At 48.2% G+C, this 17,835-nt stretch carries 14 protein-coding genes and 3 pseudogenes; 3 read left to right on the top strand and 14 right to left on the bottom strand.

Annotated features, from left to right (window positions below; genetic code table 11):
- Positions 1 to 2: 2 nt before the first annotated feature.
- Positions 3 to 1,283 (top strand): threonine synthase, encoded by a 1,281-nt coding sequence (thrC, locus tag HPC37_RS02495; protein WP_208121653.1) that lies wholly within the window; start codon positions 3 to 5, stop codon positions 1,281 to 1,283.
- A 56-nt stretch (positions 1,284 to 1,339) separates the two neighbouring features.
- Here the strand turns inward: thrC and HPC37_RS02490 are convergent.
- The 5 genes and pseudogenes from HPC37_RS02490 to HPC37_RS02470 all read right to left on the bottom strand — a co-directional run bounded on the left by HPC37_RS02490 (position 1,340) and on the right by HPC37_RS02470 (position 7,902).
- Positions 1,340 to 2,297, bottom strand: a pseudogene (locus HPC37_RS02490) (ABC transporter permease).
- Positions 2,298 to 2,344: 47 nt separating this feature from the next.
- Positions 2,345 to 3,851: pseudogene (locus tag HPC37_RS02485) on the bottom strand (sugar ABC transporter ATP-binding protein).
- Between the two features lie 74 nt (positions 3,852 to 3,925).
- Positions 3,926 to 4,860: pseudogene (locus HPC37_RS02480) on the bottom strand (substrate-binding domain-containing protein).
- A gap of 335 nt (positions 4,861 to 5,195) precedes the next feature.
- Complete coding sequence (locus tag HPC37_RS02475) at positions 5,196 to 6,323, bottom strand: Gfo/Idh/MocA family protein (protein WP_208121651.1); 1,128 nt, start codon at positions 6,321 to 6,323, stop codon at positions 5,196 to 5,198.
- 64 nt (positions 6,324 to 6,387) lie between these two features.
- Positions 6,388 to 7,902, bottom strand: a complete 1,515-nt coding sequence (locus tag HPC37_RS02470; RefSeq protein ID WP_208121650.1) for a CoA-acylating methylmalonate-semialdehyde dehydrogenase — start codon at positions 7,900 to 7,902, stop codon at positions 6,388 to 6,390.
- A gap of 206 nt (positions 7,903 to 8,108) precedes the next feature.
- Between HPC37_RS02470 and iolB the strand changes: the two genes are divergently transcribed.
- Positions 8,109 to 8,930: a 5-deoxy-glucuronate isomerase gene (iolB, locus tag HPC37_RS02465; protein ID WP_208121649.1), complete on the top strand. Its 822-nt coding sequence runs from the start codon at positions 8,109 to 8,111 to the stop codon at positions 8,928 to 8,930.
- Between the two features lie 9 nt (positions 8,931 to 8,939).
- Here iolB and HPC37_RS02460 read toward each other — a convergent pair whose 3' ends face one another.
- Complete coding sequence (locus HPC37_RS02460) at positions 8,940 to 9,776, bottom strand: MurR/RpiR family transcriptional regulator (protein ID WP_208121648.1); 837 nt, start codon at positions 9,774 to 9,776, stop codon at positions 8,940 to 8,942.
- 116 nt (positions 9,777 to 9,892) lie between these two features.
- Positions 9,893 to 10,816 carry an autotransporter outer membrane beta-barrel domain-containing protein gene (locus tag HPC37_RS02455; protein ID WP_208121668.1) on the bottom strand — a complete coding sequence of 308 codons (924 nt, stop codon included), beginning with the start codon at positions 10,814 to 10,816 and terminating at the stop codon, positions 9,893 to 9,895.
- 34 nt (positions 10,817 to 10,850) lie between these two features.
- Here HPC37_RS02455 and HPC37_RS02450 point away from each other — a divergent pair, with 34 nt between their 5' ends.
- Entirely contained in the window at positions 10,851 to 11,558 is a 708-nt protein-coding gene (locus tag HPC37_RS02450; protein ID WP_208121647.1) for a hypothetical protein, read from the top strand.
- Here the strand turns inward: HPC37_RS02450 and HPC37_RS02445 are convergent.
- The 7 genes from HPC37_RS02445 to HPC37_RS02415 all read right to left on the bottom strand — a co-directional run bounded on the left by HPC37_RS02445 (position 11,463) and on the right by HPC37_RS02415 (position 17,834).
- Complete coding sequence (locus HPC37_RS02445) at positions 11,463 to 12,128, bottom strand: hypothetical protein (protein ID WP_208121646.1); 666 nt, start codon at positions 12,126 to 12,128, stop codon at positions 11,463 to 11,465. The genes HPC37_RS02450 and HPC37_RS02445 overlap by 96 nt on opposite strands.
- Before the next feature lie 168 nt (positions 12,129 to 12,296).
- On the bottom strand, positions 12,297 to 12,506 hold the full coding sequence (locus HPC37_RS02440; RefSeq protein WP_208121645.1) for a DUF1107 family protein: 210 nt from the start codon (positions 12,504 to 12,506) through the stop codon (positions 12,297 to 12,299).
- A 133-nt stretch (positions 12,507 to 12,639) separates the two neighbouring features.
- Positions 12,640 to 13,737 (bottom strand): 3-deoxy-7-phosphoheptulonate synthase AroG, encoded by a 1,098-nt coding sequence (gene aroG / locus HPC37_RS02435; RefSeq protein WP_282435385.1) that lies wholly within the window; start codon positions 13,735 to 13,737, stop codon positions 12,640 to 12,642.
- 12 nt (positions 13,738 to 13,749) lie between these two features.
- Complete coding sequence (gene lolE / locus HPC37_RS02430) at positions 13,750 to 15,009, bottom strand: lipoprotein-releasing ABC transporter permease subunit LolE (RefSeq protein WP_208121644.1); 1,260 nt, start codon at positions 15,007 to 15,009, stop codon at positions 13,750 to 13,752.
- On the bottom strand, positions 15,006 to 15,710 hold the full coding sequence (gene lolD, locus HPC37_RS02425; RefSeq protein WP_208121643.1) for a lipoprotein-releasing ABC transporter ATP-binding protein LolD: 705 nt from the start codon (positions 15,708 to 15,710) through the stop codon (positions 15,006 to 15,008). The genes lolE and lolD overlap by 4 nt, the downstream gene beginning before the upstream one ends.
- Positions 15,703 to 16,890, bottom strand: a complete 1,188-nt coding sequence (locus HPC37_RS02420) for a lipoprotein-releasing ABC transporter permease subunit (protein WP_208121642.1) — start codon at positions 16,888 to 16,890, stop codon at positions 15,703 to 15,705. The genes lolD and HPC37_RS02420 overlap by 8 nt, the downstream gene beginning before the upstream one ends.
- Positions 16,890 to 17,834 (bottom strand): 2-hydroxyacid dehydrogenase, encoded by a 945-nt coding sequence (locus HPC37_RS02415; RefSeq protein WP_208121641.1) that lies wholly within the window; start codon positions 17,832 to 17,834, stop codon positions 16,890 to 16,892. Before HPC37_RS02415 ends, HPC37_RS02420 begins: the two co-directional genes overlap by 1 nt.
- Between the last annotated feature and the right edge of the window lies 1 nt (position 17,835).

Raw genomic sequence — 17,835 nt, 5'->3', positions numbered from 1 at the left:
CTATGAAATTATACAATATTAAGCACCCCGAAGAACAAGTGAGCTTTGCCCAAGCGGTGCAACAAGGGCTGGGGAAAGATCAAGGCTTGTTCTTCCCGCAAAGCATACCGCACTTTGATAATATCGATGAATTGCTCGCGCTGCCGTTGGTCGAGCGCAGCCAGCGGATTTTAAGCGCGCTGATTGGCGACGAACTGCCGCGCGACACGCTCGATGACATCATCGCTAACGCATTCACCTTCCCGGCGCCGTTGGTGCAAGTCAGTGATGCGATTTATGCGTTAGAATTATTCCACGGCCCAACGCTGGCGTTTAAAGACTTTGGCGGGCGCTTCATGGCGCGCACCCTCGCGGCCGTGCGCAACAGCGGCAAAATTACCATCCTCACCGCCACCTCCGGCGACACAGGTGCGGCCGTGGCGCACGCTTTTCATGGGTTGGAAAACATCGATGTGGTGATTTTGTATCCAAAAGGCAAAATCAGCCCGCTGCAAGAAAAGCTCTTTTGCACTCTGGGTGATAACATCCGCACCGTGGCCATCAATGGCGATTTCGACGCCTGCCAAGCGCTGGTAAAACAAGCCTTTGACGACCAAGAATTGCGTGAAGCCATTGGGCTCAACTCGGCGAACTCCATCAACATCAGCCGGCTTTTGGCGCAAGTGTGCTACTACTTTGAGGCCTATGCCCAACTGCCAGCAGACAAACGCGACAACGTGGTGGTCAGCGTGCCAAGCGGCAACTTTGGCAACCTCACCGCGGGGCTGATTGCCAAAACGCTGGGCTTGCCGATTAAACGCTTCATCGCCTCCACCAACGCCAACGACACCGTGCCGCGCTATTTGCAAAGCGGCAAATGGGCGCCCAACCCAACCGTGGCAACGCTCTCTAACGCGATGGACGTGAGCCGCCCAAACAACTGGCCACGAGTGGAGGAGCTGTTCAAACGCAACCAATGGGATTTGAATGAGCTGCACGCCAGCGCGAAGACAGACGCACAAACCGAAACCGCACTTCGCGACATGCACGCGCTCGGCTACCTCTGCGAGCCCCACGGCGCCATCGCCTACCAAGTGCTGCGTGAAGACCTGCAACAAGGCGAAACCGGCATCTTCTTGTGCACCGCCCACCCGGCGAAATTCAAAGAAAGCGTCGACCGCATTTTATCCCTCGACCTACCACTGCCCGACGCCCTCGACAAGCACAACAAACTGCCCCTGCTGAGCACCGACATGGACAACGACTTCACCACCCTGCGTGACTTCCTGCTCGGTAAAGGCTAACACAGCAATAAAAACCGCACTTTGGGTAAAGTGCGGTTTTATTCATCTTTGTATAATCAGCTGGCTTTTTTACGGCGTTTTAAGGTATCTAATAACACCGCGATCACGATAATTAACCCTTTCACGATTTGTTGCCAGTAAGGGTCAACGCCGAGCATATTCAGCCCTTTATTGGTGGTGCCGATAATCAATGCACCAATCACACACATCGGGATGCTGCCAAACCCACCACTGAGAGACACTCCGCCAATCACGGCTGCCGCGATGGCATCGAGCTCCCAAGCAAGGCCATAAGAGGGATTCCCTGCGTATGTCCGCGCCGCCAGCAAAGCGCCTGCGAGGCCTGAAAGCGCGCCTGCCAGAGTATAAACCCAAATCAGTGTACGCGTGGTGTTGATACCACAAATTTTAGCAGCATTGAGATTCCCGCCTACGGCATAAACGTGTCGACCGAAAGTTGAGCGGCTTAGCAGGATATGCGCACCAATCACGATAAAAATATACAAAATCACCAAGCCCGGCAGCCCAAATAAGCTGACATCAGCAATCCAGGTAAACCACTCGGATGAAGCATCAATCGGGCGGCCGTCAGAATAGAGCTGTGCAGCACCACGGGCAATGATCATCATGCCCAGTGTGGCGATGAAAGGGGGGGATTGCACCAATGGCTGTTAGCGCGCCATTAATTGAGCCGAGAAATGCGCCCAGTGCTAAAGAGATACCAAACGCCAACAATGCCGCGCTGGCGGTGTCGCCACCTGTGACAACCGAGGCCGAAACAACGGCTGTCAACGCCACAACAGAGCCTGAGGAGAGATCAATCCCTGTTGTGATAATGGCAAAGGTCACACCAATGGCAATGATGCCGAACATTGAGACTTGTTCGATAATGCTCCAGACGGTGCGAGCGGAGAAAAATCCATCAATGGAAACAGAAAGTGCAAGGAATAACCCGATTAAAATAAACACCATGCCGTAGGCATTGATCATTTTTTTCAAAGAAGCAGTAGACATAATATAATCTCCGAAATAGAAACCTGTGTTTGCTCAGCACGCTTGCATTAAACACCTGAAGCGAGTTTGAGCACGCGCTCTTGTGTCAGCTCATGACCTGGGATAATTCCTGCTTGGCGGCCTTCATGCATCACCATGACGCGATCACTCATTGACAGCAGTTCGAGCATATCCGATGAAATCATGATGATTGATTTACCTTGCCGTGACAGCTCCACCATTAATTTATACAGCTCAGCCTTGGCACCAACATCAATCCCTTTGTGGGCTCATCCAAAATCAAAATATCAGGCTCAAGCAACAGCCAACGTGCCAAGAGCACTTTCTGTTGGTTGCCACCGGATAAGTTGTCGGTAATCACCTCTACGTTGGGGGCTTTAATTCTGAGTTTGCTTTTTTGTTCATCGGCTGTTTTTGTGCTCTTGTGACCGAAATAAGAAAGTTTTCTAAATAAGGTGACATTTTCGGCATGATCATATTATCAGTGATGCTCAAATTGAGAAATAAGCCTGTCAATTTACGATCTTCAGTCACGAAGCCGATTTTATGTTTCATGGCATCAAGGGGATTTTTAATCTCGACCTTTTTCCCGTGGATATACATTTCACCGCTGTCCGCCGGTTTGTAGCCAAATAAGCCCTCAACAATTTCAGAGCGCCCTGCACCAACTAGGCCTGCAATACCAAAGATTTCGCCTTTTCTGACTTTGAAGTGAATATCGTCGTATTTGCCCTCACGGGTGAAGCCTTTCACCTCAATCACCACTTCATCTGAAATATCAAAACGCTCACGCTGGAACATATCAGACATATCCCGCCCAACCATCATGGAGATCAACATATCTTTAGTGAGCTCAGTGGTGGATTTTGTGCCGACATATTGCCCATCACGAATAACAGTGATTTCATCAGACACTTTGAACACTTCATCAAGTTTGTGTGAAATAAAGATGATCGCAATGCCACGTTTTTTCACAATATCAATAATGCGGTAGAGTTGCTCGACCTCGGTTTCGGTCAATGCGGTGGTGGGCTCATCCATGATGATCACTTTGGCGTCATTCGACACGGCAGTTGCAATGGCCACCAGTTGAGCGCGGGCAACGGAGACTTCTGACATTTTGACCGTGACATCCATCGGCACACCTAATTCTCGCAGAATGTTGGCCGCTCTTGTGTTCATTTCTTTTTGATCTAGCAAAAAACACCCTTTGGTCAGCTCACGACCGAGATAAAAATTATCCGCAATGGTCAAATTTGCCGCGGGGGAAATTTCTTGTGGCACCATCGTCAGCCCTGCTCGAATTGCATCAATCGGGCGAGTGGGTTTGAATGGCTTATCATCTAAAATGAGTTCACTGCCAGCATCGGGCGTGTAGATGCCATAGAGCACTTTCATCAAGGTTGACTTGCCAGCGCCGTTTTCTCCCATTAAGGCATGAATCGACCCTCTTTTCACCTTCAAATGGATACCATCCAACGCTTTGACGCCAGGAAAAGTTTTAGAAACATTGCGCATTTCTAAAATGTAAGGTGATTTCTCTTCTGGATTCATCCTCTTCTCCTTGAAATTATCATGAAGCTGATTTAATAAAGGGCCGGCGCATAACGCTAGCCCTTTAGCGCTGATTATTTATATTTTGCTTGGTACTCTTCTTTTTATCTGGAGTGACAAGCTCAAATGGGATCCATTTCACATCAGGGACCTTTTCTCCTTTGGCGGCTAAATAAGCCACCTCAGCGCCAGCTTCACCTTGGCCTTTGGCGGATTGATAAACGGTGGCATCAAGCCCTTTGCCCAAATACTCAAGCGCATCTGGCGTTGCATCTAGGCCGACAATCAGAATATCTTCATCTTTTAAGCCAAGCTTGCGAGATGCCAATAATGCACCGATTGCCATTTCATCATTGTTGCTGACAACCACATTGATAGTTTTGTTAGCTGCAAGCACATTTTCCGCAATGCTCAAGCCTCTATTACGCTCCCATTTGCCCTCTTGCTCGGTGGCAATACGAATATTGTCGTGTTTTGCAAAAATATCTTTGTTGCCTTGTGTGCGTTTGGTTACTGCATCTTGTCCCAATGGACCGAGCAGCACCAAGGCATTACCCGCTTTGCCGTCAAGGGCTTTTGCGATAAATTCAGCTTGAAGATGGCCACCTTCAATTTCATCAGAGCCGACATAGCTGGTGACATATTTCATGTCTTCATCATTGGGTTTGCGGTTGACAATAATGAGCGGAATTTTGGCTTTTTGCGCTTTGCGGCCAATCACTTTGACAATATTTGGATCTGTTGGCACCACCAATAAGGCATCCACATTTTGGTCAATAAAAGTTTCAACATCGTTTAACAAACGCGCTGGGTCGCCATTGGCGTCGGATAATTTAATGACAACATCGTCGTGTTTCGCATCAAAATCTCTGATTGAGTCTTGCAAATAGGTTTGCCATTTATCGGCAAATGAATTCATTGGCGCACCAATAACAAGTTGCTTTGCCAGCGTGGATTGAGAAACCAGCAACAACCCGCCGCACATCATGGTTAATAGTGTTTTTTTCATTTTTGTCTCCTCTTTTAAAGGCTCAAATGATGACTGATTTGAATAATACCGCCACATAAAGTTGAACATATCATTCAATAAAAAACAATTTTGAAATAAATAGTTCAGTTAGATGTATATCATTTCATCGCGCTCACTCGCAACAAAAAAGATCTGAAATTGTGACCCGCATCTTATTTTTGTGAAAAAATAAAATTGCTTAAAATAGAAGGGATTGCATTGAAAATAGGCTGCTTGAAAACTAAAAGTGCGGTTTAAAAAGTGCGGTTACAATAAGGCGCATTTGCCTAACACAAACGCGCCTGATGTTAAACAACAGCTTCTCAAACTGGCTGTTATGCGATATCAACCCAGCTTCTCGTTTTCGCTGATTGGGCGATCGCCTCGAGAATGGTGGAAACTTTATATCCCTCCTCAAAATCTGGCCACATCGGTTTATCCGCTGCAATACCATCGATGAGATCACGAATTTCAATGGTTTTTTGATCATTAAATCCAATCCCATGGCCAGCACTGATGCAAAACGGTTTATAATCAGGGTGAAGTGGGCCAACTAACAGTGTTTTAAAGCCTTGTCTAGCTGGGTCATCCCCATGCAAATATAGTTTCAATTCCGCCATTCGCTCTTGAGTGTAGACCAGCGCGCCTTTGGTGCCTGTCACCACATAAGATAGGCCCATTTTTCTGCCTGTTGCAATCCGTGAGGTTTCAATTGTGCCCATCACGCCATTGGCAAAGCGCACCAGCGCACTGGCTTGATCTTCATTTTCAACGCACAGTGACTGTGTTTTATCTTGTGGTGAGGGGCGCTGTGCAATCACCGTTTGCATATCCCCACACACACTGACAATATCTTCACCCACAAGGTAATGCGCCATATTGACGATATGCGCTCCCAAATCACCAAGCGCACCTAGCCCCGCCTTGGATTTAACGCAGTGCCAATCCAGTGGCGTGTCGCTGCTTGCTAGATAATCCTCATTATGGGTGCCATAAAAATGGACAATTTCACCGATTTCACCCTGAGTGATAATTTCTTTGGCAAGCTGACTGGCGGGGTTTTTCATGTAATTAAAACCCACCAAGGTTTTCACGCCGCTGTTTTTGGCGCTTTGATACATTTCTTTGGCATCAAGTGCGGTCAGCGCAAGTGGTTTTTCGCAATACACGTGCTTGCCGTGCTTAATCGCCTCCATGGCAATTTCTTTGTGCAAAAAGTTCGGCGTGCAAATGTCAACAACATCAATATTCGGGTCACGCACCACATCGCGCCAATCCCCTGTTGAACGGTTAAAACCGAACTCTTTTGCGCGTTGCTCGGCTAATTGGGGCGTGACCTCTGCAAGCATTTCTAACACGAGCTCACCTTGCAAATTAAATACAGTCGGCGCCTGCGCATACGCAATTGCATGACAGCGACCAATATACCCGGTGCCGATTAAACCCACTTTAACTTTTTTCATAGTATTAACCTCAAGCAGTAGTCGATAGACAAAAGAAGGGCGATTGCCCTTCTCTGCGTTGCTATTATAAGGTTGGCATGCTAAATGCCGCGCCTTGTTCTCTGACATTGTGATTTGGCCAGCGGCTGGTGATGGTTTTCATTTTGGTGTAAAAACGAACGCCATCGGTGCCATACACATTCAGCGGGCCAAAAATTGAGGATTTCCATCCGCCGAAACAGTGGAATGCCATCGGCACAGGAATTGGAATATTAATCCCCACCATGCCGGCTTGAACGTCTTGACTGTATTGTCGGGCGGCATCACCATCGCTGGTGAAAATCGCACTGCCATTGCCGTATTGATGTTCATTGATCAATTTAATTGCACTGGCGTAATCACTGGCTCGCACCACACACAACACAGGGCCAAAAATTTCATCTTGGTAGACTTGCATGTCTGTGGTGACGTGATCAAGTAAGGTTCCACCAATAAAATAGCCATTTTCACAGCCTGAAACTTTAAAGCCGCGGCCGTCAACAACAGCTGTTGCGCCCGCTTCAATGCCTTGTGTCACGTAATCTGAAACACGTTTTAAGTGCTCTTTAGAAATCAGTGGCCCCATGTCATTTTCTTTTTCACCTTCTGGCAAAATGCCTGGGCCGATTTTGAGTGCTTCAACTTTCGGTTTTAATGCTTCGATTAATTTGTCCGCGACACTGTCATCGGTTGTGACCGCAACCGACAACGCCATGCAGCGCTCACCCGCGGCACCAAATGCGGCACCCAGCAGTGCATTGGCTGTCATTTCAATATCGGCATCTGGCATAATCAATGCGTGATTTTTCGCGCCACCCAAGGCTTGCACGCGCTTGCCGTTGGCAGAGCCGGTGGCGTAGATGTATTGCGCAATCGGTGTGGAACCTACAAAGCTGACAGCCTGCACGCGCGCGTCCGTGAGTAACACATCAACGGCTTCTTTATCCCCTTGCACAACATTAAACACGCCATCAGGCAATCCAGCTTCTTTTAAAAGCTCAGCTAAACGCAATGAAAGTGAAGGATCTTTTTCAGACGGTTTTAAGACAAAGGTGTTACCACACGCCAGCGCAATCGGGAACATCCACATCGGCACCATTGCAGGGAAATTAAATGGCGTGATGCCGGCCACAACGCCTAGCGGTTGCATGATGGAATGGCTGTCGATCCCTGTGCCAACATTGGCAGAAAATTCGCCTTTCAATAAGTGCGGTATGCCTGTTGCAAACTCCACAACCTCAAGGCCACGGGTGAGTTCACCGATGGAATCGGAATAAATTTTGCCATGTTCAGAGGTGATTAATTTTGCCAAGGCATCAAAGTTTTTCTCAAGCAGTTCTTTGAATTTAAATAAAATTCTCGCGCGTTTTAATGGTGAAAGCGCAGACCACGCAGGAAAGGCAGCGTGGGCGGCAGCAATGGCCTCTTCAATCTCTTCAGGCTTGCTCAAAGTAACTTGGTTGATTTGCTCACCCGTTGCTGGGTTGAAAACAGGTGAAAAGCGCGTGCTTTGGCTTTCTTTCATTTCACCGTTGACAAAGTTGGTAATGGATTGGTTCATCGTCTCCCCCTTTTAACTATTTCAATTATTCTAGCCACTGTGTGTTTCATACTACATCATAGTGAAATTTTTTTTCAATAGAATTTGCACGAAATGAAATTTTTGTTTCATTTTTGTGATCCAGATAAAATCTTGAGGAAAAGACACTACCCGATATCGGCTTCATCCCCTATACTGCTTATAGCCCTAAATAGCGAGGAGACGATATGAGCAAATTACTCTCAAAATCACAAAATGTAACCAATGGCTATCGCCAACAAATCACGCCAGCAAATGCCCATTGGGACTACGTGGGATTTGAACTACTCCACTTGGAAAAAAAACAGCAAATTACTGTTGACACCCAAAGCACCGAGGCCTGCTTTGTTATGATTTCAGGCTACGCTTCATTTACTGTCGATGGCGTTGAGTATGAAAACTTAGGCAACCGCACTTCTCCTTTTGAGAAGGTGCCGCCTTATTCCCTTTATGTTCCGCATAACAAAACCGTTTCAATCAACAGCGTAAGTGAAGCAGAAATCGCCATCTGTCGTGCGCCAAGCCAAGGCAGCTTGCCAGTTCGGGTCATCACGCCTGATGATGTGGGAGTGGAGCAACGCGGTTTTGGCAACAACAAACGTCTTGTTCACAATATCTTGCCTGAAACAGAACCTGCTGATGCCTTATTGGTTGTTGAAGTGTACACAGATGAGGGCAACACCAGCTCTTACCCAAGCCATAAGCATGATCAAAAACACTCAGATCAGGAAACCTACCTTGAAGAGACTTATTATCATCGCATTCATCCGGCCAGCGGTTTTTGCCTGCAGCGCGTTTACACGGATGACCGCACTTTAGATGAATGTATGGCTGTTTATGATGGTGATGTGGTTAAAGTGCCTAAAGGCTACCACCCTGTAGCAACCCTAGCCGGTTATGACAATTATTATTTAAATGTCATGGCAGGGCCAGTGCGCAAATGGAAATTCACATGGGAAAAAGACCACGCTTGGATTAATACGCCAGAATACGAAAATAAATTTAAATAATTCAAGTTATTACATCTTGCGATTGCGTTTAAACGCCAACGCAATCGCCAATGTTTGAGCCAACGTCATGGTGGCGCATTGTGAGCGAAAGCCGCTGACTTGCGCCTCTTTCACCACAAAGGCAATATCCGCAAAGTCAACCAGCGGGCTAATTTGGCTGTCTGTCATCGCAATTTTGCCAACTTTGCGGTATCGTGCTTCATCAGCAATCGCGCTCAATGTTTCCTTAGCATAAGGTGAAAAACTAATCGCAATAACGGCATCACCAGGTTTAATCAGGTTCAATTGTTCTTCAAACATCCCGCCGAAGCCATCAATAATATACGCTCTGCAATTTAGATGATTTAAGGCGTATTTTAAATAAGATGCGATACTAAAAGAGCGCTTCATGCCAATAATATAAATATTGTTCGCTTTATCAATTAACTCAACCGCACTTTTTAATAGCGTATCGCTCGTTTCGCTTTCTAATTGAATAAGGGCTTGTGTATTGGCCTTGGCAAATACACCCAATAAATTTTTTGGGGAGCTATCAAGCGTATTTTCAGGGTCAATTTTATCAACTAATTGAACACGTTCACTGTAGTTTACTGTTTCCTCAATCAGATTATTGCGAAAAATCGCTTTCATCTCATTAAAGCCACCATAACCAAAGGCATTAGCAAAGCGGATAAGCGTTGATGGCGGCACCTGAGCACGTTCAGAAATCACCGCAACAGTATCAAAAACCACACTATTGGGATTGTCCAAGATATACTTAGCCACTTGCTTTAAGCGCTTACTCAATTTTTCGTAACGTTCACGAATACTTTGTTCTAATTGCACAAGCTCAATTGATTTATTCATAAGTAAACCCAATAGTGAATGATTCCTTATAGTATACAAAACAATCAACTAAAGTAATAATGTTTATTGCATCAAACACAAAAAACCGCACTTTAAAGTGCGGTTTCTGATTTTATTTAAAAACTGTAACGCAGGCCTATATCAGTGCGCCAGTGAAGGTGGAGTTTGCCTTTGGCAGATTTTTCTATGTTGTAATAGACATAGGTGTTATGGCCTAAGTCATGAGTGCCACCAAGCCCTAGGCGCAGTTGGGTTCCGCTCAAATCAATGCTGTGCTGATAGGCGTCATTAGCGCCGTTATCAAGAATCAATTTTAGACGGTTGTTAGCCTCATGCTGTACTGAGGCTTTCAGCATAATGTTACCCATATTATACGCATAGCCTAGATTCACGCCTGCGCGTGCGCTCCAGTGGGTATTGCTGCGTTGTTGATAGTGGTGCCCCTCAATGTTAACATCACCCCCCTGCAGATAACCGAGCGTTAACTCTGCATTCGGTGTTGCAAACCAGTGCTCACTCAATGTGAATTTGTGGCCGTACTCAGTGCTGAAAGCCACACCCCATAATGCAAGGCGGTTGCCCGCTATTTTCTGTTGTAGTTGTGCCACTTTCGCCACCACATCAATGTAGTCGGCTTCATTTGGGGTGTAGGTTGTGTAACCTGTTACACCGACAAGTTGTGCATTTTGCGCCCATTGATTAAGCTTAGCCTTGCCTTTCACCACGCTCACTGCCAAACCACTGCGAATATGTGCATCTAAAGTGCGGTCGTAACCAAGCTGCACAGCAGCAAAGTGATTTTGGCTAGTAAAAGCGCGGTCTTTAATGTGGTAGTCTAGGCTATATTTTCCACCATAACTGCGCAACCATAATCCCTCATTGCCTTGCGCAAAATGGAGATCACCTAGACGTTTGTTGACATCATTCATTTCTAGCTGCCACAACGTAGATCCTAGCAATGCGGCATTAACAAAACGAGAATCACGAGCACTCACTGAAGGTATTAATTTATCGCTCTTAGGCTCAACCGCACTTTGAATCTGCGTATCATTTTCGACTACCTGATCTTCAGCTTTGGTTTCCTCAGCTTTTGGTTCTTCTGATTTAGGTTCTTCTGCTTTAGACTCCTCAACTTTTTGCTCTTCAGATTTAGGTTTCTCTACTTTAGGTTCCTCTGCTTTAGGCTCCTCTACTTTAGATTCCCCGTCTTTAGGCTCCTCAGCTTTTTGCTCTTCAGATTTCGGTTTATCCGCTTTAGACTCTTCTACTTTAGATTCCTCGGCTTTAGACTCCTCAACTTTTTGCTCTTCCGATTTAGGTTCCTCTGCTTTAGGCTCCTCTACTTTAGGTTCCTCAGCTTTTGGTTCTTCTGGCTTCGGCTCCTCTGCTTTAGGCTCCTCTACTTTAGGTTCTTCTGATTTAGGTTTCTCAACTTTTGGTTCTTCTGATTTCGGCTCCTCTACTTTAGGCTCATCAGCTTTTGGCTCCTTTACTTTAGGCTCATCAGCTTTTGGCTCTTCTGGGTTCGGCTCTTCAGGTTTCGATTCATCAGCTTTAGGCTCTTCAGGTTTTGGCTCTTCTGGTTTTGCTTCATCAGCTTTTGGATTCTCAGCTTCTGGAGCTTCAATTTTTGGTGCTTCTATATTAGGTTGTGATGGTACTGTTGGCTCAATCGCACTTTCATCTTTATTTTATTATCATCCGCTGGGATTGGCTCAGCAGGTGCTGGTGCGGGGTCAACAGGTTTTGCAGGCGCTGGCTTGTTTTCAAGGCTGTCTTTGATCGATGTTTTAGCCCCTTCACTTTCTTTTCGTTAAATACAAACGCGTTTTTCCCGTTGTCTTGTTTGATATCAAATACCGCTTTCGATCCGCTATCAGTTGCAGGCACTGTGATGGTTTTATTCTCCGTGTTTACACCCGCAGGGGCAAAATCAAATTCAAATGTGCCTTCATCATGGTCTTTTTCATCCCCTTGATACACTCGCCCCGTCCATTTTAACTTAACCTTAATGCTATCTATATCCTCTTCGGTTACATCTGGCTTATTACGAATCTCACGTATTTTAGCTTTGAGTTGTTGGGCTTCCACAGGCAGTTTTTTAGCATAGTCTTTAAATACGATGCGCTTAGCACCCGCACTGGAAACATAATCACTTTGCAAAATCAAATCATCGCCTTTCCAGGCCACACTGAAGTTACAGTTGTGATTAGCACAATATGATTGCGGACTTTCTGGATTCTCTTTGGTGCCTGCAGTAATGTCGTTTGTTCCGTTTGGGCCAGCCGCAGCATGAGCACCTGCAGCCACTGCCAGCGCGCAAATAGCACTAGCAATCAATGTTTTTTGCATAAGAATATCCTCAATAGCTCAAAATTTGGGCTCTATTATCACTATTTTTTGCACAAAATAAAGTCTATGTGCAATTAATTGCGCATTTTGAGACAAAAAAAGGGCTTTTTTGGATTTTTAGGCAATTGTCCAACACCAACCTCAGAATTAGGATGGTGTTGAATGAAGTTAACTCAAAGCAGTGAGGGTTTTGATTTGTTTGTTGACCTCGCTCATGACGCTGAATTTTTTCAGGTTTTTCACTTTGGGGGAGATGATTTTGCCGTGGCGGAATTCGAATAGGCCGATGCCGCGGATGAAGAAGCTGCCGGTGAACAAGATGGTCACGTAGCGGGCGATTTGCAAAGGGTTGTAGCGTTTAAAAACACGAACTTGCATAGTACACTCCTGTTTTTTAATTATTTTTAGGGGTTGTCTTAGTCTATTCTCCTTGCTATTGCTTTAGACCCAGTATAACGCAAAAAGTGCGGTCAATTGTGATTTAATTCACCGCACTTTGAATGGGATCACATTATTTTTGCATAATTATCTGTTTTTTTAAGCGGCGGTTGCGCACAGCTTGGGCAAGGTCGCGCAGCACTTGTTCGCTGTCGTCCCAACCTAGGCAGCTGTCGGTGATGCTTTGGCCGTAAACCAGCGCTTGGCCATCCACCAAATTTTGGCGCCCTTCAACGAGGTGGCTTTCGATCATCACGCCGAAAATGTGGGTTGAGCCGTTGGAGAGTTGTTCGCACACATCACGGCACACGTCGAGTTGCTTTTTAAACTGTTTGTGGCTGTTGGCGTGGCTGAAATCAATCATCACGTGCGCCGGTTTACCCATGCTGGCAAGGCGCTCGCACACGGGCGCGATGGACTGCGCGTCGTAGTTGGTTTGTTTGTCGCCGCCGCGCAAAATGATGTGGCAGTCTTCGTTGCCTTTGGTGGTCACGATGGCGGAGTGGCCAAATTTGGTGACAGACAAAAAGTTGTGCGAGGCTTGTGCCGCACCGATGGCGTCGAGTGCCACTTGCACGCAGCCGTTGGTGGCATTTTTAAAACCCACACCGCAAGAAAGGCCCGAGGCCAGCTCACGATGCACTTGGGATTCGGTGGTGCGTGCCCCAATCGCGCCCCAGCTCATGAAATCCGCCATGTATTGCGGTGTGATCATATCCAAAAACTCGCCAGCCGCCGGCACTTGCATGTCGTTGATGTCAGACAGCACTTTGCGCGCAAGGCGAAGGCCGTCGTTGATCAAAAAGCTGTTGTCAAGATCAGGGTCGTTGATAAAGCCCTTCCAGCCCACGGTGGTGCGCGGTTTTTCAAAATACACGCGCATGATAATTTCCAGCTCATCGCCAAGCTCGGCGCGCATCGCTTTGATTTTTTGTGCATATTCCAACGCCGCTTTGGGGTCATGAATCGAACACGGGCCGATGATCACAAGCAGGCGGTCGTCTTGCCCTTGAATGATGTCATGCGCTTTGGCGCGGGCTTGTGCGACGGTTTCAGCAGCCACGTCGCTGGCAGGGTACTTTTCCAGCAAGGCCACCGGTGGGAGCAGTTGTTGTGTTTTTGCAATGCGTAAATCGTCGTTTTTATAATACAGTTTGTTTTTGCTGTTCATGTTCTTCTCTTATTAATAACTACTTAAAACCTGTGCCGGCGAAAGCTTCGCCGCACGTGAAGCGGGGTAAAGGCTTGCCATTAAACTTAAAATCAAGGCCGCAATAAACACCATTGCCACATCAAACCAGTGCAATTGGCTTGGCAAAAAGTCGACAAAATAGATGCCGTCAGACAAAATGTGAATATCAAAAAGATGCTCAATGCCTTGGATAAGTGCGGTCAAATTGAGCGCCACCAGCACGCCTAAGATAATGCCATAAAAGCACCCCTTCATGCCAGCGAGCATGCCATAATAAATGAAAATTCGGCGAATAAAATGCCCATTAGCGCCAAGCGTGCGCAAAATGGCGATGTCGCCTTGCTTGTCTTTCACCGCCATAATCAAGGTGGAGACAATATTAAAACACGCCACGCCAATCACCAACACCATGGCGATATACATGATGCTGCGAATCAGCTGAATGTCGCGATACATATAGCCAAATTTGCCCTGCCAGCTGCTCGCCCACAGCTGTTGAGGGTAGTTTATCAGGCTTTGGTAATCGACTTTGTCCAGTGCAAACGGGTCGTGTAGGGCAATTTCAATGCCCGTGGCCTCTTGGTCGGATAGATGCAATAACGCACGCAGTTGGCCAATGGGCATTAACGCAAAGCTGTGGTCAAGCTGGCCGTCAAGGCGCAAAATGCCGTCCACGCGGATACGCTCGCGTTTGCTCTGCGCCATGGCGTTGTCGCCCGCCTGCCCTTGTGATAATAATAACGTGACCCAATCGCCACGCTGCACACCAAGATCGTGGGCAATGCCAGCGCCTAAAATCAGGCCCGAATCGGCATTGAAATCCTGCCAGGCGCCTTGTTGCACAAATTGGCCCAACGCGCTAACGCTGTCTTGCGCGGCTTTGTCAACCCCGCGCACTTGCACCACTTTCAAGCGGTTGCCGTTTTCCACCAGCGCGGTGGTGCTGACGTAAGGCGCCACCCCTTTGACCGCACTTTGGCCTGAAAACACGCCGGCCAGTTGCTGCCAGTCATGGACATAATTCTCGCGCCCAGCATCCGTTGCGTAGGCGTTGATTTCAACATTGGGCACCACGGCCAGCACGCGCTGGCGCAGCTCGCGCTCAAAACCGTTCATGGCACTGAGCCCAATAATCAGCACCGCCACACCGAGTGCGATGCCAACGGTGGAAAAGGCGGAGATGAGGCTCACTAGGCGGTTTTTCTGCTTGCCGCGTTGATAGCGCCAAGCCATCATCAATGGGGTGTTCACACCGCCCCCTCAGCGTGCAACACGCCGTCTTTCATCACCATGGTGCGCGAGAGTTTTTGTGCCAAAGTGCGGTCATGAGTGACGAGCAAAAAGGCGATTTTTTGCTCGGCGTTAAGTTGTTGAATCAATTCAAAAATGCTCTCGGTGGTTTTGTGATCCAAATTGCCCGTTGGCTCATCGGCCAGCACCAAATCAGGCTGATTGACCAACGCGCGCGCAATCGCCACCCGCTGGCGCTCACCGCCTGACAACGCCGATGGGCGGTGACTTAAGCGATGAGCCAGCCCAACCGCACTGAGCATGGCCTGGGCCCTGTCTTGCGCCTCGCTTTTATTGGTTTTGCCAATTAAGAGCGGCATCATCACATTTTCCAGCGCGGAAAAATCCGCCATCAAGTGGTGAAATTGATAAACAAAGCCCAAATGTTGATTGCGCAACTGCGCCAGCTGGCGCGCTTTGAGGCTGAAAAGATCGTGATTGCACAGCATCACGCGCCCGCTGTCAGGCTTGTCTAGCCCGCCGAGCAGGTGCAGTAAGGTGCTTTTGCCCGAGCCGGAGCTGCCGACAATCGCCACCAGCTCTTGAGCTCGCATGGCAAAGCTCACCTGTTTGAGCACCTCGGTGGTTTTGTCGCCCTCTTGGTAGGATTTACACAGCTGCTCGCAGGCCAAAAGCGGCGTTGATGAGGTTGAATTATTCATATCGTAATGCATCCGCAGGTTCAATTTTTGCTGCTCGATAAGCAGGATAAAGGGTGGAAAGCAAGGTTAACGTCAGCGTCAGCACGCCGATGAGCAGCAGCTGGCTGTGGTCAAACAACACCGGCAGGCGAATGCTGTTTAACGGCAAATAGTGCATAATTTCATTGATGTTAGACGCCACCACAAAGCCCGCCAGCAGGCCAATCGCCGTGCCGCTAGCGCCAACGAGCAGCCCTTGCAAAATAAAAATGCCCATCACATCACGCTTTTGCATCCCTTGGGTTTGCAAAATGGCAATCTCGCCTTGTTTGTCGAGCACCATCAAGCTCAAGCTTGTCACAATGTTGGCGATCGCCACAATGATGATAAGGCCAATGAGCAGCCCCATCATGTTTTTTTCCATCGCCACCGCTTGGAAAAACTCGCCCTTTTGCTCGCGCCAGTCCGCAATGTGCCATTTGTCTTTAGGAAACGTGTGTGAAAGTGCGGTCACCTTGAAAGGGTCTGGCATAAATAATCGCATGCCTTGCACCTCATCAGGTGCGATGCGCAGCAGCCGGCCAACATCAGCAAGATTGGCAAAGGCGCTGTGGCCGTCGTTTTTCACGCTGGCATCCAAAATGGCCGAGACGGTAAACAAACGCTGCACGGGCACGCGCCCAAAGGGGGTGTATTGGCTGTTGGCGGCGAGCATCACCCGCACTTTGTCACCCACGTGCAGGTTCAATTGCTGCGCCAAGGATGCCGGCAGCGCGATGTGATAGCCACCGATAGGCAAAGTGCGGTCAAAATCCGCCGTTTCATCGGCCAGTGTCGGGTCATCACGCCAGCTTTTCACGCCCAAAAGCCGCGCGGCACTCATGCCCGAGGCGGTTTGCAAAATCACATCACTTTGATTAACTGGCACCGCGCGCGCCACGTCAGGCAATGTTTGCGTGAAGGCAAAATCCGCTGGCAAATGGCCCGCTTTGGGCATCACGATGGCGTGCGGCAGGCTGGCGAGCACATTGACTTTTTGCTGATTTTGCAAGCCGTTCATCACGGAGAGTACAATCACCAGCGCCATCACCCCAAGGGTGATGCCAATGCTGCCCAGCCAAGTGACAATGCGCCCGAAGCGATCAGCACTTTTGGAGCGCCAATAGCGCCAAGCAACAAACAACGAAACATTCAACGCCATTATGCCTGCTCTTTTGCAAAGGTTTCGATATTATCCCGCACCTTATTCAGCAAGGTGTCGATCGCGCTGTCAGACGCCCACGCAATATGTGGGGTGATAAGCAAATTCGGCAATGTTTTGGCCGCTTGCATGATCACGTTGCCTTTTTCAGGTGGCTCTTTGATCATCACATCCAGCGCCGCGCCACCGAGCTGACCGCACTTTAAGGCCTCGACCAAGGCGTGTTCATCCACCAACGGGCCGCGGCCAGTGTTGATTAAAAACGCGCCTTTTTTCATTTTGCTCAGCGCCTCGGCGTTGATAATGTTTTGCGTTTCTTCCGTCAGTGGGCAATGCAAGCTGATGAAATCCGCTTGTGAGAGCACTTCATCAAACGGCAAATAGCCCTCGCGGCAGGTCTTCGCGTTTGGTCGCTCGGCAAAAATCACATTCATGCCCACCGCGGTGGCCAGGCGCGCCACTTCTGAGCCCAAATTGCCCTTGCCGATAATGCCCAACGTTGATCCGCGAATGTCGGTGATTGGGTAATCAAAGTAGCAAAACTGTTTGTTTTCTACCCAGCGGTCGGTCAGTTGGTCGCGATACCAGCCCATCAGGCTGTGTTTGAGGGCGAAAATCATGCCCAGCACGTGCTCTGGCACGCAGGTTGAGGAATAGCCCGCGACGTTTTTCACGCAAATGCCAAACTCTTTGGCGGCGTCCAAATCCACATTATTCATGCCCGTTGCGGTGATGGCGATGAGTTTCAGCTTCGGCAATTGCGCCATCAGCTCACGGTCGATCACTACTTTGTTGCTCACCGCCACGTCCGCGTCTTTGAGCCGCTCAAGCCTGTCTTCTGGGTCAGTGAACGGGTAGGCAATCCACTGGTGTTCAATGCGTGGCTTGGGTACCTCTGTCCCGCGCGGGAAGGTGTCGGAATCAAGATGAACAATGGTTAACATA

It is taken from the genome of Spirabiliibacterium mucosae, assembly GCF_014884965.1.
GTDB classification, from domain to species: Bacteria; Pseudomonadota; Gammaproteobacteria; order Enterobacterales; family Pasteurellaceae; genus Spirabiliibacterium; species Spirabiliibacterium mucosae.
The sequence above is the reverse complement of the archived record's forward strand: the minus strand, read 5'-3'. Positions and strand labels throughout refer to the sequence as shown.